Below are 20,039 nucleotides of genomic sequence, written 5' to 3'. Positions count from 1 at the left end.
CGTCACCCTGTTACCGATTTTGAGTATCGAGCGACGACTGGCGCAGCCGAGCGCTCTCGCTCCGCCCAAGGATGATGCTCGCCCAGGCTGTATGGCCCTTATGCCTTGGAGATTGCAGGGTTTCTTGGCGAAGAGCCCGGCCTGATTGACTCCATATGCCGAGGACCTTGTCCGCAGGGTCTGTGACAACACGTCGCGCGTGACGCAATGTCACCGTCCTGTCGGCTGATAAATTTACCTCAATTTAAGGCTGGATCTCGCAGGTTAAAACCTAGAATTACACCCGTATACATAACACGGTTACATTTGCATAGGTGCGAGGGCTTTGTGTCAAATATCTCCGAATATTCGGTCCGTCTCTCAGGAGATGTGACAGTTTCGAGTATATCTGACGCCTACGCGGCCCTGGTCGCGGGGATGGAACGCGGCGGCCCGGTCGTCGTGAACCTCGATGAGGTCGAGGACGCGGACCTGACGCTCGCTCAACTTCTGGAAGCGGCGCGCCGCACGGCGGCGGCCAAGGGCCAGGAGATCCGTCTGGAGAAGCCCGCCGAGGGCGCCTTGCTCCAGGTTCTGCAACGCGGCGGCTTTCTGGAGCCGGACGACTCCGACCGCCTGAATTTTTGGTCTGGGGGAAAGACACAGCCATGAGCGCCATTCTCACCGTCGACGACTCGATCAGCATCCGCGCGGCCATCAAGATCGCCCTGAGCAGCGAAGGCTACGCCGTCTCGGAGGCGGGCAATGGGGCCGAGGGCCTGGAGAAGGCCTCCGCCGGCGGCTTCGACCTGATCATCACCGATCTGAACATGCCGGTGATGGACGGTCTGACCATGATCCGTGAGCTGCGAGGCCGCCCGGCGGGCGCCGGCGTGCCGATCGTCTTCCTGACCACCGAGTCCGACGCCGACGTGAAGGCCCAGGCCAAGGCGGCCGGCGCCACGGGTTGGCTGACCAAGCCGTTCGAGCCCGACCAACTGGTCCGGGTCGTCAAGAAGGTCCTCGCCAAGTGAGCAGCCTAGATCCCATCGAGACGTTCCGTCAGGAGGCCCAGGAGCTTCTGGAGCAGGTCGAGCAGGGCCTGCTCGACCTGGCGCATCGTCCGGGGGATCGCGACCTGATCGACGCGGTCTTCCGCGGATTGCACACCCTGAAGGGCTCGGGCGCCATGTTCGGCTTCGACGCCCTGGCCGCCTTCACCCACCATTGCGAAACGGCCTTCGACCGGGTTCGCAAGGGCGAGGTTCCGGCCTCGCCGCGTCTGGTCGCCTGCGTTTTGGCCGCCCAGGATCACATGCGGGCCCTGGCGGAGGGCCGTCCGGTCGAGCCGGGCGCCGACGAGGCGCTGCTGGCCGACCTGCACGCCGCCGTCGAGGGCGGCGACGCCCCGGCCGCGCCGGCCAAGCCCGCCGCCAGCACCTGGAAGATCCGTTTCAGCCTGCCCGCCGACGCCCTGGTCAACGGCGCCCGTCCCCTGCCGCTGCTCGACGAGCTGCGCGAACTGGGCGATTGCCAGGTCCGGGTGATCACCGACGACGTGCCGATGCTGGAGGAGCTGGTCCCCACCGAGTGCCGTCTGGCCTGGGAGGTCCTGCTGACCACCCCGCACGGCCGCGACGCCATCGATGACGTCTTCATCTTCGTGATCGACGAGATGACCCTCGAGGTCGAGGAATTGACCGCGTCCGGCGACCTCGGGTCGCCTTCGGACGACGCCGAGCCGGCCGTGACGGGCCAGGCCGACAAGCCCGTCGAGACCGCCGCCCAGGACACCCGCGCCGCCAAGACCGGCGGCGAGACGGTCCGCGTCCCCGCCGAGCGGCTGGACGAGATGATGGACCGCGTCGGCGAGCTGGTTATCGCCCAGTCCCGCCTGAAGCAGCTGGCCTCGTCCAGCCTCGACACGGCCCTGCGCGCCGTCGCCGAGGAGATCGAACGCCTGGCCGCCGAGATGCGCGACACGATGATGGTCGTGCGCATGGTGCCGGTGATCCAGCTGTTCGGCCGCTTCCGCCGCCTGATCCACGATCTGCAGCACGACACCGGCAAGAAGATCGACCTTCAGATCGAGGGCGAGACCACCGAGCTCGACAAGACCGTGATCGAGCGTCTGGCCGACCCGCTGGTCCACCTGGTCCGCAACGCCGCCGACCACGGCCTGGAGGCGCCCGAGCAGCGCCTGGCCGCCGGCAAGCCCGAGGCGGGCCTGATCCGCCTGTCGGCTGTCCAGTCCGGCGCCGAGGTGCTGATCACCATCACCGACGATGGTCGCGGCGTCGATCGTGATCGCGTGCGAGCCAAGGCCGAGGAGAACGGCTTGATCACGCCCGGCCAGGCCCTGACCGACAATGAGCTTCTGAACCTGATCTTCGCGCCGGGCTTCTCGACGGCGGCGACGATCACCAACCTCTCGGGGCGCGGCGTCGGCATGGACGTCGTCAAGAAGACCATCGAGGGCCTGCGCGGTTCGCTGGAGATCACCAGCAACCCCGGCGAGGGCTCGGTGGTGTCGCTGCGCATCCCGCTGACCCTGGCGATCATCGACGGCCTGCTGGTCCGCGTCGGCGCCAGCCGCTTCGTCATTCCGCTGGCCAATGTCGAGGAATGCGTCGAGCTGTCGCCGGCCCAGGACCTGCGCTCCACGGGCCGCAGCCTGATCACCCTGCGCGACGAGCTGGTGCCGTTCATCCGCCTGCGCGAGGAGTTCAAGACCGGCTCACCGCCCGATCCGCATCAGAAGATCGTCGTGGTGGCGACCGGCCAGGACCGCGTCGGCCTCGTGGTCGATCAGATCCTGGGCGACCACCAGACGGTCATCAAGCCGCTGTCCAGCTTTCACGCCGACATCGGCGCCTTCTCGGGCGCGACGATCCTGGGCGACGGCGGCGTGGCGCTGATCCTCGACATCCCCGCCCTGGTCCATCTGGGCCAGCGGCATGACGCGCATCTGCGCGCGGCTGGTTAGGAGCGCCGCCATGAGCACGCTTGAAGCCCTGACCTTCGATCTGCAGGGCGAGACCTTCGCCCTCGAGGCCAACCTGGTCCGGGAGGTCCTGGACCTCCTGCCCGAAACCGAGGTGCCCGGCGCGCCGCCGTTCGTCGGCGCGGTGATCAATTTCCGTGGTCGGATCATTCCGCTGGTCGACCTGCGCGTCGCGTTCGAGATGGAGCGCGGCGAACCCACGATCGACACCCGGATCGTCGTGATCGAGCATCCGCTGGACGGCGAGCCCGCCCTGATCGGCCTGCGCGCCGACAAGGTCCACGAGGTCACCGCGATCACCGAAGAGACCACCGAGGAAGTTCCGCGCATCGGCCTGCGCTGGCGGACCGACTTCATCCGGCGGCTGGCCCGGCGCGATGGGGACCTCATCGTCCTGCCCGACCTGGACCAGATTTTCGCCGCTCGGGGCCAGACGGCCTCGGTCACGCCCCTCCATCAGACCCAAGCCCGCTGAGCGGCCGGAGTACCCCCATGCGTCTCACCATCAAGCTGCAACTCGCCGCCGCTTTCGGGCTTCTGATCCTCCTGCTGGTGGGCGGAAACCTGTTCGCCATGCGCGAGCTGAACAGCGCCCAGGACAGCCTGGAAGGCGTGCTGGCCGCGCCGGTTAAGCGCATGGAGCTCGCCCAGGAGATCAACATTCACCTGCTGAACATCGTCCGGGCCGAAAAGAACATGGTCCTGTCGGACGACGTGGTCGAGATCCGCAAGTTCGAGGGCTCGATCCAGAAGGAGAAGGCGACCGTCGAAGGTCTGCTCGAGAAGGCCAAGAGCCTCGCCTCGGCCGAGGGCAAGCCGCGCTGGCTGGCGCTGGAAGCCGCCTACAACACCATGGCCGAGGTCCATACCCGGGTCTTCGCCTTCGCCATCGAACACAAGGATGCGGAAGCCACCGTCCTGACCATGGGCGAGAGCCGCAAGGCCATCACCGAGGCCGTCGCCAAGGTCGACGAGCTCGTCGCGCTGTCCAATGATCAATTGGCCCAGGCCACCGATGAGGCCGACAAGGCCTCGAAGAGCGCGCGCAACCTGCTGATCACGGTGTCGGTCATCTCGCTGCTGATCGCCGTCGCCGCAGCCGTCTACATATCGACCATGGTCAGCAAGGGCCTGGCCCGCGCGTCGGAAGCGGTTCGCACCGTGGCCGAAGGCGACCTGACCAAGACCGCCGAGGTCACCACGCGCGACGAGATCGGCGATCTGCTGGGCAATGTGAACGTCATGATCGAGCGCCTGCGCGGCATCGTGGGCGACGCCATCGCCGCCTCCGAGAACGTCTCGTCGGGCAGCCAGGAGCTGTCGGCCACGGCCGAGCAGATGAGCCAGGGCGTGACCGAGCAGGCCGCCGCCGCCGAGCAGGTCTCGGCCTCGATGGAAGAGATGGCCGCCAACATCAAGCAGAACGCCGACAACGCCAACCAGACCGAGAAGATCGCCCGCCAGTCGGCGATGGACGCCGAGACCTCGGGCCAGGCGGTCAACAAGGCCGTCGACGCCATGCAGACGATCGCCGAGAAGATCACCATCGTCCAGGAAATCGCCCGCCAGACCGACCTGCTGGCCCTGAACGCGGCCGTCGAGGCCGCCCGGGCTGGAGAGCACGGCCGCGGCTTCGCCGTGGTCGCCTCGGAAGTCCGTAAGCTGGCCGAACGCAGCCAGACGGCCGCCGCCGAGATCAGCGCGGTCTCCAGCGACACCGTCAAGGCGGCCCAGACCGCCGGCGAGATGCTGACCACCCTGGTGCCGAACATCCGCAAGACCGCAGAATTGGTCTCGGAGATCAGCGCCGCCTGCCGCGAGCAGGACATCGGCTCCAGCCAGATCAACCAGGCCATCCAGCAACTGGACCAGGTCACCCAGCAGAACGCCGCCGCCTCGGAAGAGATGTCGGCGACCTCCGAGGAACTGGCCGCCCAGGCCGAGGAGCTGCAGACCTCGATCTCCTATTTCCGCACCGACGGCGGTCATGGCCGCCGCCCGGCGCCGCGTCCGGCCGCCCGCCGTGCGGCGCCCGTCGCCAAGTCCGCCGCCAAGGCGCCGGCGCGCAGCCCGGTCGCGGCCCAGCAGGCCCGCGCGGCCGGCTTCGCCCTGGACCTGACCAGCGGCGGTCCGGACGCCGACGACGCCGATTTTCGTGAGTACGCGTAAAGCGATCACCCTGAACATTCGCCCGAAGGGGGCATGAGATGCGTCCAACCATCAAACTGAAGCTAGCCGGCGCGTTCGCCGCGGTCCTGGCGCTCTGCGCCACCCTCGGCGTCGTCGGGGTCCTGAAGATGTCGACGGTGAATGACCAGTCGACCATCATCGCCGAGAACTGGATGCCGAGCATCGACGCGGTGCATCGCATCAACACCGCGACCTCCGATCTTCGCGCCGAGCACTACGCGCACGTCGCCTCCACCGATCCCGCCGACATGGCGGCGGTGGAGAAGCAGATCAACGAAACCGTGAGTCTGATCGCTCAGACGCGGAAGACGTACGAGCCCCTGATCTCCTCCAACGAGGAGCGGGACATCTACAATTCCTTCGCCCGCAAGTACGACGCGTACCTGCGCGAGGCCGATAAGGCCCTGGTCTTTTCCCGTCAGAACAAGAACGTGGAAGCCGCGGCGATGCTGAAGGATAGCAAGGCGCTCTACGACGACATGTCGAACGACGCCGTGCGCCTTGTGGATCTGAACGTGGCCGGCGGCAAGGACGCCAGCGCGACCGGCGACAAGGTCTTCGCCGACGCGCGGACGATGTTCATCGGCGTCATCGCCCTGGCGCTGATCGTCGGCGTCGCGGCGGCCCTGTGGATTTCGCGGACGGTCACGACGGGGCTGCGTAAGGCTTCGCAAGCCATCGAGGCGGTCGCGATCGGCGATCTCAACCACGAAGTTTCCGTCACGACCGACGACGAGATCAAGGATCTGGTGACGACCGTCAACCAGATGACGTCCAATCTGCGCGACACCGCCGGGCTGGCCGATCGGATCGCCGATGGCGATCTCACCGTGCGGCCCCAGCCGCTGTCGGACAAGGACACCCTGGGCATCGCGCTGGAGCGGATGGTGGATCGCCTGCGTGGCATCGTCGCCGACGCCATCGCCGCCTCGGAGAACGTCTCGTCGGGCAGCCAGGAGCTGTCGGCCACGTCCGAGCAGATGAGCCAGGGCGCGACCGAACAGGCCGCCGCCGCCGAGCAGGTCTCGGCCTCGATGGAGGAGATGACGGCCAACATCAAGCAGAACGCCGACAACGCCTCCCAGACCGAGAAGATCGCGCGCCAGTCCGCCCAGGACGCCGAGACCTCGGGCCAGGCCGTCAACAAGGCCGTCAGCGCCATGCAGACGATCGCCGAGAAGATCACCATCGTCCAGGAAATCGCCCGCCAGACCGACCTGCTGGCCCTGAACGCCGCCGTCGAGGCCGCCCGGGCCGGTGAGCACGGCCGCGGCTTCGCCGTGGTCGCCTCGGAAGTGCGCAAGCTGGCCGAACGCAGCCAGACGGCCGCCGCCGAGATCAGCGCGGTCTCCAGCGACACCGTCAAGGCGGCCCAGACCGCCGGCGAGATGCTGACCACCCTGGTGCCGAACATCCGCAAGACCGCCGAGCTGGTCACGGAGATCACCGCGGCCTGCCGCGAGCAGGACATCGGCGCCAGCCAGATCAACGACGCCATCCAGCAGCTGGACAAGGTGACCCAGCAGAACGCCTCGGCCTCGGAAGAGATGTCGGCGACTTCGGAAGAGCTGGCGGCCCAGGCCGAAGAGCTGCAGACGTCGATCTCCTACTTCCGCATCGACAGCAGCGGTCAGGATCGTCGCGCGCCCGCTCGCGCGCCGGCCCGGCGCGCCGCGCCTGTCGCCAAGGCGCCAGCCAAGGCCAAGGCTCCGGCGCGCGCTCCGGTCGCGGCCCAGCAGGCCCGCGCGGCCGGCTTCGCCCTCGACCTGACCAGCGGCGGTCCCGACGACCAGGACGGCGAGTTCAGGGAGTATGTCGCGTGAGCGAGGTCTTCCTGGAGCGGCAGTGCGTGACGCTGGGCCTGGGCGCCGAGGTGTTCGCGGTGCCCGTGGCCTTCGTCCGCGAAATCCTGGACTACAGCGCGCCCTCCGCCCTGCCGGAAGGCCCCACCTATCTGCTGGGGCTGACCGACGTGCGGGGGCGGGGCACGCCGACCCTGGATCTGCGGACCAAGCTGGGCCTGCCGCGCGTGGAGCCCAATCTGGCGACGCGGATCCTGGTGCTGGACGTGCCGATCGAGGATCGGATCCTGTCCCTCGGCCTCGTCGCCGATCGGGTGATCGAGGTGGCGACGTTCGAGCCCGAGCAGATCGAGGCCGCGCCGGACATCGGCGTGCCGTGGCGGTCGGACTACATCAAGGGCGTCGTCCGGCGGGATCAAGGCTTCGTCGTGATCTTCGACCTGCCCAGGCTGCTGACCAGCCAGGACGCCGCGCTGATCGCCCAGGCCGCCTGACGCGTCAGCATCCGAAACGAGAAGGCGCGTCGGCGCCCGACGAAAGCAGAACCCTTGTCTCACGCCTCTCTCGCGCAGCCGATCGACCCGCACCAGGACCTGCTGTCCGCCAAGAACTTCGCGCGCCTGTCGGCCTTCATCCATGACTACAGCGGCATCAAGATGCCGGCCAACAAGAAGACCATGCTTGAAGGCCGACTGCGCCGCCGGATGCGGACCTACGGCCACAGCAACCTGAATGACTATTGCCGGTTCCTGTTCGAGGACGGCGGCCTGGAGGCCGAGACCGTCCACCTGATCGACGTCGTCACGACCAACAAGACCGAATTCTTCCGCGAGCCGTCCCATTTCAGTTTTCTGGAGGCGAAGGGCCTGCCGGCGCTGGCGAACGGACGTCGCAAGCCGCTCCGGATCTGGAGCGCGGCGGCGTCGATCGGCGCCGAGGCCTATACCCTGGCCATGGTGCTGGAGGACTTCGTCGCCGACCAGCGCGGCCTCGACTACTCCATCCTGGCGACCGATATCTGCACCGACGTCCTGGCCAAGGGCGTGGCTGGCCGCTATCCGGAAGCGATGATCGAGCCGGTCTCGATGGACCGCCGCCGTCAGTACCTGATGCAGTCCAAGGACCGTTCGCTCGGCGAAGTCCGGATACGGCCGGACCTGCGCTCCAAGGTCGCTTTCGCGCGCCTGAATCTGATGGACGAGACCTATCCGGTCGAGCGCGACTTCGACATCATCTTCTGCCGCAACATCCTGATCTATTTCGACAAACCGACCCAAGCCAAGGTGCTGGGGCGGCTCTGCGACCATCTGGTCCCTGGCGGCTATCTATTTCTGGGTCATTCTGAGTCGATCGTCGGACTGGATCTTCCGGTTCGGCAGGTGGCCAACACCGTGTTCCAGAAGCCCTAGCCGTGCCCGCTGGTCGAAAAGTCAGAGTCCTGATCGTCGACGACTCCGCGACCGTGCGGCAGACGCTGGCGGCCGTGCTGAGCGCCGATCCGCAGATCGAAGTGATCGGCGTCGCCTCCGACCCCTTCGTGGCCGCGCGCCGCATCCGTGACGAGATTCCCGACGTCATCACCCTGGACGTCGAAATGCCGCGCATGGACGGCATCACCTTCCTGCGCAAGCTGATGGCCCAGCATCCGGTGCCGGTGGTCATGTGCTCGTCGCTGGTCGAGGAGGGGGGCGAGACCCTGATGCAGGCGCTGGAGGCCGGCGCCGTCGACATCGTGCTGAAGCCCAAGGTCGGGGTCGCCGAGCACCTGATGGAGTCGCGCATCCGGATCTGCGACGCGGTCAAGGCGGCGGCAAGCGCCAAGGTGTCGGGCGCCCGCCGTCCGCCGGTCTCGGTCGACCGTCCGCTCTACGAGCCCGAGCGCAAGCTGACCGCCGACGCCATGCTGCCCCCGCCGCCGAAGGCGGCGCCCGGCGCCAAGGCGATGGCCCGAACGACCGAGACGATCATCTGCATGGGCGCCTCCACGGGGGGCACCGAGGCGCTGCGGGCGGTGCTGGAGACCCTGCCGCCGGATTCGCCCGGCATCGTCATTGTCCAGCACATGCCCGAGCGCTTCACCGCCTCGTTCGCCCAACGCCTGGATGGGATCTGCGCCGTTTCGGTCAAGGAGGCCGAGGACGGCGACACCGTGTTGCGCGGCCGGGTCCTGATCGCGCCCGGCAACAAGCACACCCTGCTGGAGCGCAGCGGCGCGCGCTACTACGTCTCGGTCAAGGATGGCCCGTTGGTCACCCGGCACCGCCCGTCGGTGGATGTGCTGTTCCGCTCCGCCGCCCGCTCGGCCGGCTCCAACGCGGTCGGGGTGATCATGACCGGCATGGGCGACGACGGCGCGCGCGGTCTCGACGAGATGAAGCAGGCCGGCGCCTTCGCGATCGCCCAGGACGAGGCGACCTCGATCGTCTTCGGCATGCCCAAGGAGGCGATCGCGCGCGGCTGCGTCGATCGGGTGGTCCCGCTGCAGCAGATCGCGGCGGAAATCCTGAAGGCTTCCAAGCGCTAGAGCGTCCACGCAGGGCGCCCGAGCGCTGGGCCCTGACGGACTTAGAACCCGGATCTAGAGGAAGATGTCGTCGTCGCTTTGCGCGGCGGGCGGCTGAGCGTGCGGGTTCAGCTCGGGAACCTCGCCGACCAGATCGGCGAAGGGCGCGTGGACCTCGCGCTCCTGGGCCATGGTGTAGGTGCGCGACAGCCTGGCCATCAGCGGCGCCAGGATCTCGGCGAGGTCGTCGATGCGGTCGTCGTCGCCGACGTCCCGGGCCAGAAGCTCCAGCGCTTCATCGAGATAGCCGCCGACCTGACGGTCGAAATCGAAGCGCGTGGCGGCCTGCTTCAGCATGGCCACGACCTGCCCGCCCTGATCGGCCGCCTCGGCCAGATCGCCGTCCACCTCGTCGCCGGTCTTGCGGATGCGCTCGACCGCCTGGCGCAGAGCCTCGGCCGCGGCCGAGGCCGCGCTGACCTGCGGCGCCAAGTCTTCGGTTTCGGGGACCTCTTCGTCCGTCGTCGATCCAAACAGCGACTCCAGCGCCGCCAGCGTGTGGCCGGCGGAAGTCTCAAGATGGGTCGCGTGCTGGCGGAGCTCGATGGCGATGACGCCCAGCGGCTTTCCTGTCTCGCCGATGCGCGAGCATTTCAGCGTCGTGTTCATCGCCATCATCTGCACGTCGGCGCGCATGTTCTGGATGGCGGCGACCTGGGCCGCGAGATCCCGCGCCGAGCGGCTGGCCGAGCGGCTGACGGCCTCGGCGGAACGCTCGCCGGCCTCGATGTCGTCGACCAGGGCGAAAGCCTTGCCGACATTGGCTTCCAGACCGCGCAGGAAATTGCCCTCGCCGCCTTGGCCTTCGGCGTGGTCGCGCAGGCGCAGGATCTCGCTGGCGTCAGCGGCCATGGCCCCGACATTCAGGCCGATGCGGGAGACGTCGCGGCGGAAGTCGCGCGTGGTGGCGTCCAGCTGCGCGATCAGCAACCGGCGCATGAAGGTCTCGAGCCGCCCGCGCGCCTCTGCCGGCAGGGCGCGCACTTCCGGCGCGTCCAACAGGGCTAGTCCGAACTGGACATGCTCGATGCGTTGACGGGTGATGTCGCCGATCTGCAACGCCGCGAGCGCCGAGGCGACCTTCTTGCGCACATCGCGGGCGAGGCCGGCGACCTGCTCGCTGATCTGGCCGATCCGCGCCTGGTGGGCGGTGATCGCCGCGACCTGGGCGACCAGGGAGTCCGGCACGGCGGGCAGGAGCTCGTCGCAGCGGCGGGCGAGATCGGCCTCTTGGCCGAGGGCCTGGCGCAGATCGCCGTCGAGCGCGCCAAGATCGGCGCGGAACGTGTCGAGCTGCGTGCGGCCCAGTTCGATGCAGTCGCAAATCTCCTGGGCGAAGATCGCGAACTCCGGACCCGCCGCCGCGATGCCGCCCGAAGTGATCTTGATGTTGACGCCGAACACCCGGAGGTAGGCCAGGTGCTTGTGCATGTCCTCGATGCACTTGGTCAGGTCGGAGCCGACCTTGACGAGACCGCTCAGCTTCTCGAGGCGGCCCTCCAGGCTCTGCGGCAACTGGCGCAGGGTGTCGGAGGCCTGGCCCAGTTCACGCGCGGCGGTCGCGACGCTGTCGCCGTCCAGGCTTTCCTTCATGCGGTCGAGCGCGGTGATCAGCGCGTTCATGCCGTCGACGGCGCGTGACAGAACGTCGCCCACCTCAAGGAAGCGGCCCTCGATCGCGCTGCGCGCCGCTTCGAGGCAGGCGCCCGTGCGGTCGTCGGGGGTGGCGGAAGACGCTTTGAGCGCCACAGAAGAAGAGGCCATGAAATCGCCGCTGAGGATTACGCGCCATCATGGCTCGAATGTGCGAATTTGCCGTAAAGGCGGGACGCAATTTCTCGAAGACCCGTGGTCGGCGACGCGCCGAACCATTGTCGCGCGACGCGGCGCTCTGTAAGCAGGCGCCGAAAGCTGGCGAACGGCGGCCTCGGCCCTGATTTCGTCGCGATGATGTTGAATTCGGGCCCGTCTATGGCCGCCGAGGAAGGAATTGTATGCCGAGCCCCGTGATGGCGGCCCTCAAGGACGTTGCCGACGGCGTTCGTCTGGCGCCCCTGTGGTGGCGGCTTGGCCTGGACCAGACGGCCTCGCGCTTCCAGCGCTCGGTGCTGGGGCCGTTCTGGATGGCCTGCAATCTGCTGGTCGTCGCCTTCGCCCTGGCCTTCCTGGTCAGCACGCTGATGGGCGTGGACATGTCCAAGAGCTACCCGCAGGTGGTCGCCGGACTTCTGGCCTGGTCGCTGGTGGGCACGACAATCGCCGAAGCCCAGGCGATCTTCCTCTACAATTCCGGCCTGATGCAGAGCCAGCGCTTGCCGCTGAGCTTCTACGTCTTCCTGCACGCCCAGAAGGCCGCGACCAATTTCCTCTTCCAGCTGATCGCCTTCTGGGCGGTCATGATTGTGCTGCACAAGTTCGTCATTCCCCACTGGACGCTGATCCCGGCGATGGCCGTGATGCTGCTGATCGTCTGCTTCCAGGGCTTCATCATCGCCATCCCGTCCACCCGTTTTCGGGACGTGGCCTACATGATGAGCTACGTCGTGCAGCTTTTGTTCTATGTGACGCCGGTGTTCTGGATGGCCGATCATGTCAGTCCCCGGAACCGTTGGGTGGTCGAGTTGAACCCCTTCGCGCACCAGGTCGACCTGCTGCGCGCGCCGCTGTTGGGACACGCTCCCGCCGTCAACGACTGGGTCTGGGCGCTGGGGACGACCGGCGTCTTGGCCCTGGTCGCCTTCGCGCTGCTGGCCATGTTCCGCAAGCGCGTGGTCTTCTGGCTTTAGGAGACGGCGATGACCCACCAGATCAAGCTGACCCACGTCGATCTCGACTACTTCGTCTACAGCCTGCGCTCGCAGTCGCTGCGCAGCGCGGTGTTCAATCTCGCGGTCGGCGGCAAGATGTACAAGGCGGCCGGCGACGTGGCCGCGGTCAAGGCGCTGTCGGACATCAACCTTGAGATCAACGAAGGCGACCGCATCGCGCTCGTGGGTCACAACGGTTCGGGCAAGACCACCCTGCTCAAGGTGATCGCCGGCATCTATCACCCGACGCGCGGCGAGCTGCATATCGACGGCGACATCACCTCGATGATCGCCATCAACGCCGGCATCGACATGGAGGCCACGGGCCTTCGCAACATCCATAAGCTGGGCCTGATGCGGCGGCTGCCGCGCAAGGTGATCGACAGCCGCGTGGACGCCATCGCCGAGTTCTCGGGCCTGGGCGACTTCCTGCACCTTCCCGTGCGGACCTATTCGGCCGGCATGCTGGCGCGCCTGATGTTCTCGGTCGCGACCGAGTTCGAGGCTGACATCCTGGTGCTGGACGAATGGCTCAGCGCCGGCGACGCCGACTTCGTCAAGAAGGCCGGCCAGCGCATGCAGAAGATGGTCGAGGAGGCCAAGATCGTCGTCCTCGCCACACACGACCACGACCTGGTCCAACGCGTCTGCAACCGCGTTTGCGAACTTCAGGCCGGCCGCATCGCCTTCCTCGGCTCCACCGAGGACTGGCTGGCCTATCGGGAAACCCACGCCGCATGACCGACGCCGTCCGTCCCCTCGCGCACGAGGACATCAAGGACCTCCCGCTGGACGCTTGGATCGCCCGTCTGAAGAGCTCGGTGTCCGAGCGTGTGCAGGACGGGTGCGTCTTTCCGGACTTCCCGTCGGCCGAGGTCCAGCGGCAGTTCGTCGGCTCGGCCTATGAGGACGCGCTGGACGAGGCTGGCAAGTTCTACGCCTTCGCCCAGGAGAGCATGGGCGACAAGGCCTACAAGCGCTCGGCCGGCAAGGGTTATCTCGACTTCGGCGTGGGCTGGGGGCGGATCGGGCGGTTCTTCCTGCGGGACTTCCAGGCCGAGAGCATGGTGGGCGTCGACATCGACCCCGACATGGTCGCGTTCTGCAGCGGCGCGAACCTGCCTGGACGCTTCGAGACGATCGCCAATGGCCAGCCTCTCGCCTTCGAGGACGGCGCGTTCCGCCTGATCACCGCCTATTCGGTGTTCACCCACCTGCCGCCGCATCTGTTCCGCGCCTGGCTGGCCGAGTTGCTGCGCGTGCTCGCGCCCGGCGGTCTGCTGGTCTTCACCGTCGAGCCGCCGCGCTTTCTGGATTTCCTGGAGGCCACCGACGCCAGCTCGCCCAACGCCTGGCTGGCGGCTCTGGCCGTCTACAAGGACCTCCTGCCCGGCCTGCGCGAAGACCTGGCGCGCGAGGGCATCGCCTATCTGGCGTCGGGCGGCGGCGCCTATCGCGAGCGCGACGTCTATGGCGAGACCGTTGTGACCGCCAAGTTCGTGGCCAAGGAAGCCGCGCCGCACGGCGGCGAGGTCGTTCGCTATGTCGACGATCCCGCCCAGTTCTGGCAGGCGGCGGTGGTTATCCGCAAACGCGCCGCCCAGAAGCCCGGCTTCCTGACGCGACTGCTGTCCGGACTGACGGGCAAGGCATGACGGCGCTTCCCTCCGGACTCAAGCCTGGCCGCGATGTCGCGATCGACGGCGTCGACGCGCAAGGGCGCGTCGTGCTGGTCGGAACCGGCGATGATCCGCAACTGATCTGGACGCCGTCCAAGACCGAGCGCGCGGCCCTGCGCGCGGCCCGGACCGTGCGGGTCGACGTGAAGCTGGAAGCCTTGGAAGGCGAGCTGGTCGGTCCCGCCCTGTTCGCCGATTGGGGCGACGGCTTTTCCGAAGACTCCTATGCGCGGCTGAAGGCCGGTCCCGACGGCTGGTTCGCTTCGCTGCCGGCGCGCAGCCGGCAGCTGCTGCGCCTGCGCCTCGACCCGTCCGAGGGACCGTGCCGCTTCGCCGTGCTCGACATCGCGGTCAAGCCGGCGGGGCATCTGGGCAAGGATCCGCGCGGCTGGAAGGGCGTGGCGATCCAGGCGATCAAGCCGGCCCTCGGTCCGCTGCGCCAGCCGGTCGGCGCCGTCTGGCGCAAGGGCCGCGCGGTCGTCGAACAGGCCCGCGCCAGCCGCGCCAAGACCCATGACGCCGGCCCGGTGCGCGCGACCTACACGCACGCCATCCAGGTCTCCAAGAACCTGCGCAGCCCCCACTTCGCCGCCCCGATCGCCGCGCCGATCGCCCTGCCGGCGGACGCGCCGAAGGTCGTGGCGTTCTATCTGCCGCAATTTCATCCGTTCCCGGAAAATGACGCCTGGTGGGGCAAGGGCTTCACCGAGTGGACCAACGTCTCCAAGGCCCAGCCGCAGTTCCTGGGCCACTACCAGCCCCGTCTGCCGGGCGATCTGGGCTTCTACGATCTACGCCAGCGCGAGGTGCTGGCCCAGCAGGTCGACCTGGCCAAGGGCGCGGGCGTCCACGCCTTCTGCTTCCACTACTACTGGTTCGCCGGCAAGCGCCTGCTAGAGAAGCCGATCGAGCTCTATCTGGCCGATCCGACTCTGGACCTGCCGTTCGCGCTCTGCTGGGCCAACGAGAACTGGACCCGCCGCTGGGACGGCGACGAGACCGACGTCCTGATGGCCCAGAAGCACTCGCCCGAGGACGACGAGGCGGTCTTCGAGGACATGGCCCGCTACATCCGCGACCCGCGCTATCTGCGTGTGGGCGGCAAGCCGGTGCTGGTGCTCTATCGCCCCGAGATCCTGCCCGAGGCCAAGGCCACGACCGACCGCTGGAGAGCCAAGGCGCGGGCCATGGGCCTGGGCGAGCTGCGCCTGCTGTGCACCACGGCGTTCGGGTTCCAGGACTACGCCGGCCATGGCTTTGACGGGATCATCGACTTCCCGCCGCACGCCATCGTCGAGGGCGAGATCACCAAGGCGGTCACCCCGCTGCACGAGAACTTCACCGGCAAGGTCTACGATTATCCGGCCGTGGTCCGGCACAAGCTGTCGGAGCTCTCGCGCGTCGACGCGGCCTATGTCCCGGGCGTCATGCCGGGTTGGGACAACCAGGCGCGCAAGCCCTGGGCCGGCCACGCCTTCCACAACGCCGATCCCGAGAGCTACCTGACCTGGCTGTCGGGCGCGTTGACCCACGCCGTCGCGCGCCATCCCAAGGGCGAGGCGATGGTGTTCGTCAACGCCTGGAACGAGTGGGGGGAGGGCGCCTATCTCGAGCCCGACCGCTGGTTCGGCCACGGCTATCTGCACGCCACCCGCGCCGCGCTCAGCGCCTATCAGCCGCGCCTGACGAACGCCCATCCGCTGGTGGCGCAGGCTAAGGCGGCGTTCGTCAAGCGCGCCGACGCGGTGACCTTGCTGCACCTCTTCTATCCGGAGTTGATCGACTGGTTCGCCGAGCGCCTGTCCGCGACGGCCGACGTCCTTGATCTGATGATCACTGTGCCGGAGACGTGGGATCAGGCCGATCTCGTCCGCGTTCGCGCGGCCTTCCCGACCGCTCACCTGGCGATCGCCGAGAACCGGGGCCGCGATATCCGGCCGTTCGTCGAGACCCTGCGACGCGCGCGGGCCCTGGGTTATTCGGTGTTCTGCAAACTGCACTCCAAGCGCTCGCCGCACCGCGCCAAGGGCGACGAATGGCGCGCCGAGCTGGTCGACGGCCTGCTGGGCGGCGAGGCGGCCGCCCTGGCCCTGCGCGCCTTCGCCCAGGACCCGAAGCTGGGCCTGCTGGCCTCGTCGGGATCGCGCATGCGGATCGGCGATCCCGACGTGATGGACAACAACCGCGAGGCCGTCGATCGGCTGTCGCGGCGCATGGGGCTGAAGCTGGCGCCCGAGACGCCGTTCGCGGCGGGCTCGATGTTCTGGGGGCGGACAGAGGCCTTCGCGCCGCTCGCCGGCCTTAACGACGTCGAGATCGCCTTCGAGCCCGAGCTGGGCCGCGTCGACGGCACGACCGCCCACGCGATCGAACGCCTGACCGCCGCCATCGTCGCCAGGGCGGGGTATCGCGCGAGCTTCGAGCTGTGAGACGGGCGGCGAACCTCGCACGCCGAGCAGCGCGCCGCCTCAAGGCGATGCTGCCGAAGCGCGCCCCGCCCGCCGGGTCGCCCTTGACGGTGGTGTTCGAGGAGGACGTGCTGCCGCGCGTCGAAAGCGTGCTGGCCGACCGGCCGCGAGCGCCAGGCGCGATCTCCCAGGCCATCGCGCAAGTCATTGTCGACGAGCCCGAAGCGCGCGCGCTGCTGGGCGGCCGCAGCGGCGGCGTCGATGTCCCCCCCTGGGCGTTCGGCGCCAATGGCGTGCTGCGCTCGCGTGTCGATCTGGTGAGGGCGCCGGACGTCTGGCACGCTCCGGCCTACGGCGCGTTGTTCAATGACCAGGGCCAGGTCTTCCACAAGGCGATCCACGAGGCGCTGTATCTGACCCCGACCCTGGGGCTGCTGCCGGGGGTGACGCTTGAGGGCGAGGGCGGGGATGTCAGGCCGATCTTCCGCGCGCCGGAGGACGTCCCGACGTTGGAGCGCGCGACCGTCTTCATGGCTTGGGGCGGCCTGCACAACTACGGCCACTTCCTGATCGACTGCCTTCCGGCCCTGGTCACGGCCATCCAGGCCGGGGCGACAGAGCGCTTCCCGGCCATCGCCCCGCCCATGCTGCCCTGGCACCAGGAGCTGCTGTCGCTGATGCTGGGCGAGACCCAGCGGCCGCGAGTGATCGAAGCGCCCCTGGTCCGGATCCAGGACGCGGTCTTCGCCACGGCGATGGACCACTTTCTGCACGCGCCCAACGCGCCGCTCGATCAGGTGCGCGAGCGCATCCTGGCGACCGCGGCGGTCGACCCCGACGCCGGCGCCAAGAAGATCTATGTCAGCCGGCTCGGCTCTCTGAAGAGGATCCTCGTCAACGAGGCCGAACTGGAGGCCGAACTCACCGCGCGCGGCTTCACGATCGTCAAGCCGGAAACGCTGTCGGTGCGAGAACAGGTCGCCCTGTTCCACCAGGCCGAGGTGATCGTCGCCCCCGCCGGCGCGGCCCTGGCCAATGTCCTCTTCTGCCGTCCAGGCGCGAAGATCATCGAACTGCAGCCCAGCAACTTCATCGGGGTCTGGGTGCGCAATATCGCGCTTATGGTCGGCGTCGATTGGCGGGCCTTCTTCGCGCCGTCTCCGCTGAGCGAGACCGAGGTGTTTCTGGAGGGGCATCACCGTCCGAACGCGGAGTTCAGCTGGCGGCTTGATCTCGCGGCGTTCCTGGCTTTCCTGGACGCCAGTCTCTAGCCATGGTCGCGTCGGTCGATATCTCGGGCTGCGACCGGGTTTCGATGTCAGAGGCGTTGTCCGGCGCGCACCGCGCCGCCCGTGTCCTTCTGATGGGCTCCAGCGGCCGTATCCCGGCCAGACCCATGCTGTGGCCCTGCGCGGGCGACCTGCTGAACACGCTGCATGATCTCGACCCGGCGGTCGCGCCGGAAATAGACCTGCTCGTCGTTCACCGCGCCGTCATTGGCGGCCGGGGCGCGCATATCAAGCTGGACGGTCGCCTCGTCCATGCCGAGGGGCCTTATCCCGCCTACATCAAGCACTGGTACGAGCACAACATCACGCCCCAGGCCTGGGACTTCCAGGCGCGGGCCCGGTTGAGCCTGCCCAAGGCCTTCGTGATCACGCACTTCAACTACGTCTGGGGTCACTGGCTGACCGAGATGTATCCGAAGCTCTTTCTGATCCGGGCCCTGATCGAGGCGGGGATCGTCGCGCCGCTGCTGCTGCCGGCCTCGGTCCCGGGCTACATGACGGCGATCGCCCGCTCGCTGATCCCGGATATCGAGATCATCACCTACAACTCCGCGCACGAGGCGGTGGAGGTCGGCGCGGTCCTGCTGCCGCACATGCTGCAGAAGGACTATTACTTCCACGACTTCCTGCGCTGGGAGCTGGAGCGGGAGGCCTTGGCCTGGCCCCGTGGCGGAGACATCGACAAGGTGTTCGTCAGTCGCGGCGGGGTCCGCACGCCCCAGTCGTTCCGTGAGATGGAGAACGAGGCCGAGATCGAAGCGATCGCCCAGTCGCTGGGCCTGACCCTGCTGCGTCCCGAGACCCTGAGCTGGGATCAGCAGGCGCGGATCTTTTCGCGCGCGCGGGTCGTGGCCGGCGAGTTTGGCTCGGGTCTGCACAATACGCTGCTGTCGCCGCCCGGCTGTCAGGTCGTGTCGCTGAACTGGCTGGTGGAGGTGCAGTCGCGGATCGCCAATTTCCGCCGTCACGACGTCGGCTACATCCTCCCCGACGACGGTCGCGCCCGGCTCCATTCGATCGAGCCTCGGAAGCAACCCTTCCGGATCGATCCCGAGGACTTCCGCCGCAAGCTGAGCATCGCCGTGGAGCGCGCCGACGCCGGGGCGGAGATGGCCGGCTGGGACGACGGCCCCGTCTTGGCGACGGCGTTGCGCCTATGAGGGGCGCCTTTCTCGCTCTGCTCCTGCTGACCGCCGCGCCGGCCGTCGCCGCGCCGCGCGCGACCCTGATCAAGGCTTGCGAGACACCCAAGGGCCTCGTCTTCGACGGCGGCGGCTACGGCGGGATTTCGGGGATCGACCACGACCCGCGCACCGGTCTCTGGGCCTTCATCAGCGACGACAAGTCCGAGCGGGGCCCCTCCCACGCCTTCCTCGGCCGGCTCGACCTGCGCCCCGGCGCGCCCTGCGGCCCGACGCTGGAGGCCATGATCCCCCTGCGTCGCGAAGACGGCTCGACCTTCCCCGATCGCAAGGCCGGAACCGAGGCCGCCGACGGCGAGGCGATCCGCTTCGATCCCAGGGGGCAGGATCTTCTCTGGACGACGGAAGGCGACTTCGAACACGGCGATCCGCCGGCGATCCGACGCCTGAGCCGCGACGGTCGTCCCGTCGCCCGCCCCATCGCCCGCGTCGTCGCGCCCGACAATCTTCGCTTCCAGCCCGATGGCCGGACCGGCGCGCGCAAGAACGCGACCTTCGAAGGCTTGTCATGGTCCGTCGACGGACGATCTATCTGGGTTTCGATGGAGTGGCCGCTGATCCAGGACGGTTCGGTCCCTTCTGTCGCCGCAGGCGGCCTGACCCGTCTCAGCCGTCTTGATCGTTCAGGACGTCTGCTGGCCCAGTACGCCTATCCTATCGACCCCGTGCAGGCCGCTTCGCCGGTGGGCGTCGGCGACAACGGCGTCAGCGAGATTCTCGCCTTGGACGCCCGGCGGCTTCTGGTGCTGGAGCGTTCGGGGATCAAGGGCGCGGACGGCGGCTACGCCTATCACGTGCGCCTGTATCTGGCCGATCTGTCGCGAGCCGAGGACGTCTCCCGGAGTCCCAGCCTCGCGGATGGCAAGGTCCGCGCCGTGCGCAAGCGGCTGCTGCTCAATTTCGACAGTCTCGGAATCCGGATCGACAATCTGGAGGCCATGGCGTGGGGGCCGCGCCAGAAGGACGGCGCGCGCACCCTGGTGCTGGCCTCCGACGACAACTACGACGCCCGGCAGATCAACCAGATCCTGGTCCTTCGCGTCGCGCCGTAGGTCGAAGAGGCTTCGCGCCCTCCCGGGGGTTCGCACGCCCGTCAACTTACGCTATGCACCCTGA

At 68.0% G+C, this 20,039-nt stretch carries 16 protein-coding genes and 1 pseudogene; 16 read left to right on the top strand and 1 reads right to left on the bottom strand.

Going from position 1 to position 20,039, the window contains the following annotated elements:
- The first annotated feature begins 207 nt into the window (after nucleotides 1-207).
- The 9 genes and pseudogenes from CSW60_RS24235 (at nucleotide 208) to CSW60_RS08620 (ending at nucleotide 9,499) form a co-directional block, all read left to right on the top strand.
- On the top strand, nucleotides 208-651 hold the full coding sequence (locus CSW60_RS24235) for an STAS domain-containing protein (protein WP_099536872.1): 444 nt from the start codon (nucleotides 208-210) through the stop codon (nucleotides 649-651).
- The gene (locus CSW60_RS08655; RefSeq protein ID WP_066684967.1) at nucleotides 648-1,013 is read left to right on the top strand and encodes a response regulator; all 366 of its coding nucleotides are present in this window, start codon (nucleotides 648-650) and stop codon (nucleotides 1,011-1,013) included. The genes CSW60_RS24235 and CSW60_RS08655 overlap by 4 nt, the downstream gene beginning before the upstream one ends.
- Complete coding sequence (locus tag CSW60_RS08650) at nucleotides 1,010-2,965, top strand: chemotaxis protein CheA (RefSeq protein WP_099536871.1); 1,956 nt, start codon at nucleotides 1,010-1,012, stop codon at nucleotides 2,963-2,965. The genes CSW60_RS08655 and CSW60_RS08650 overlap by 4 nt, the downstream gene beginning before the upstream one ends.
- Nucleotides 2,966-2,975: 10 nt before the next feature.
- Nucleotides 2,976-3,458, top strand: coding sequence for a chemotaxis protein CheW (locus CSW60_RS08645; RefSeq protein ID WP_201722996.1), 483 nt, complete (start codon nucleotides 2,976-2,978; stop codon nucleotides 3,456-3,458).
- Nucleotides 3,459-3,475: 17 nt separating this feature from the next.
- A complete protein-coding gene (locus CSW60_RS08640; protein WP_099536869.1) occupies nucleotides 3,476-5,152 on the top strand; it encodes a methyl-accepting chemotaxis protein in 1,677 nt (558 codons plus the stop codon).
- 38 nt (nucleotides 5,153-5,190) lie between these two features.
- Nucleotides 5,191-6,735, top strand: a pseudogene (locus CSW60_RS08635) (methyl-accepting chemotaxis protein); the annotation flags it as partial.
- A gap of 257 nt (nucleotides 6,736-6,992) precedes the next feature.
- Complete coding sequence (locus CSW60_RS08630) at nucleotides 6,993-7,469, top strand: chemotaxis protein CheW (RefSeq protein WP_099536867.1); 477 nt, start codon at nucleotides 6,993-6,995, stop codon at nucleotides 7,467-7,469.
- A 54-nt stretch (nucleotides 7,470-7,523) separates the two neighbouring features.
- Nucleotides 7,524-8,384 carry a protein-glutamate O-methyltransferase CheR gene (locus CSW60_RS08625; RefSeq protein WP_099536866.1) on the top strand — a complete coding sequence of 287 codons (861 nt, stop codon included), beginning with the start codon at nucleotides 7,524-7,526 and terminating at the stop codon, nucleotides 8,382-8,384.
- A gap of 2 nt (nucleotides 8,385-8,386) precedes the next feature.
- Nucleotides 8,387-9,499 (top strand): chemotaxis response regulator protein-glutamate methylesterase, encoded by a 1,113-nt coding sequence (locus tag CSW60_RS08620; RefSeq protein ID WP_099536865.1) that lies wholly within the window; start codon nucleotides 8,387-8,389, stop codon nucleotides 9,497-9,499.
- 54 nt (nucleotides 9,500-9,553) lie between these two features.
- On the opposite strand, the gene CSW60_RS08615 is transcribed toward CSW60_RS08620, so the two are convergent.
- Nucleotides 9,554-11,302, bottom strand: coding sequence for a hypothetical protein (locus CSW60_RS08615; RefSeq protein WP_099536864.1), 1,749 nt, complete (start codon nucleotides 11,300-11,302; stop codon nucleotides 9,554-9,556).
- A gap of 230 nt (nucleotides 11,303-11,532) precedes the next feature.
- On the opposite strand from CSW60_RS08615, the gene CSW60_RS08610 reads away from it, so the two are divergent.
- From CSW60_RS08610 to CSW60_RS08580, 7 genes are read left to right on the top strand one after another with little or no spacing between them, the layout of a single operon-like run.
- Nucleotides 11,533-12,324 carry an ABC transporter permease gene (locus CSW60_RS08610; RefSeq protein ID WP_099536863.1) on the top strand — a complete coding sequence of 264 codons (792 nt, stop codon included), beginning with the start codon at nucleotides 11,533-11,535 and terminating at the stop codon, nucleotides 12,322-12,324.
- 9 nt (nucleotides 12,325-12,333) lie between these two features.
- A complete protein-coding gene (locus tag CSW60_RS08605; RefSeq protein ID WP_099536862.1) occupies nucleotides 12,334-13,086 on the top strand; it encodes an ABC transporter ATP-binding protein in 753 nt (250 codons plus the stop codon).
- Nucleotides 13,083-14,000, top strand: a complete 918-nt coding sequence (locus CSW60_RS08600; RefSeq protein WP_099536861.1) for a class I SAM-dependent methyltransferase — start codon at nucleotides 13,083-13,085, stop codon at nucleotides 13,998-14,000. Before CSW60_RS08605 ends, CSW60_RS08600 begins: the two co-directional genes overlap by 4 nt.
- Nucleotides 13,997-16,453: a glycoside hydrolase family 99-like domain-containing protein gene (locus CSW60_RS08595; RefSeq protein WP_099536860.1), complete on the top strand. Its 2,457-nt coding sequence runs from the start codon at nucleotides 13,997-13,999 to the stop codon at nucleotides 16,451-16,453. The genes CSW60_RS08600 and CSW60_RS08595 overlap by 4 nt, the downstream gene beginning before the upstream one ends.
- A gap of 47 nt (nucleotides 16,454-16,500) precedes the next feature.
- Entirely contained in the window at nucleotides 16,501-17,703 is a 1,203-nt protein-coding gene (locus tag CSW60_RS08590) for a DUF563 domain-containing protein (protein WP_099536859.1), read from the top strand.
- Nucleotides 17,704-17,705: 2 nt separating this feature from the next.
- Nucleotides 17,706-18,881, top strand: a complete 1,176-nt coding sequence (locus tag CSW60_RS08585; protein ID WP_099536858.1) for a DUF563 domain-containing protein — start codon at nucleotides 17,706-17,708, stop codon at nucleotides 18,879-18,881.
- Nucleotides 18,878-19,975: an esterase-like activity of phytase family protein gene (locus tag CSW60_RS08580; protein ID WP_099536857.1), complete on the top strand. Its 1,098-nt coding sequence runs from the start codon at nucleotides 18,878-18,880 to the stop codon at nucleotides 19,973-19,975. The genes CSW60_RS08585 and CSW60_RS08580 overlap by 4 nt, the downstream gene beginning before the upstream one ends.
- The last annotated feature ends 64 nt before the right edge of the window (nucleotides 19,976-20,039 follow it).

The sequence above is a fragment of the Caulobacter sp. X genome, assembly GCF_002742635.1.
Taxonomy (GTDB): domain Bacteria; phylum Pseudomonadota; class Alphaproteobacteria; order Caulobacterales; family Caulobacteraceae; genus Caulobacter.
The sequence above is the reverse complement of the archived record's forward strand: the minus strand, read 5'-3'. Positions and strand labels throughout refer to the sequence as shown.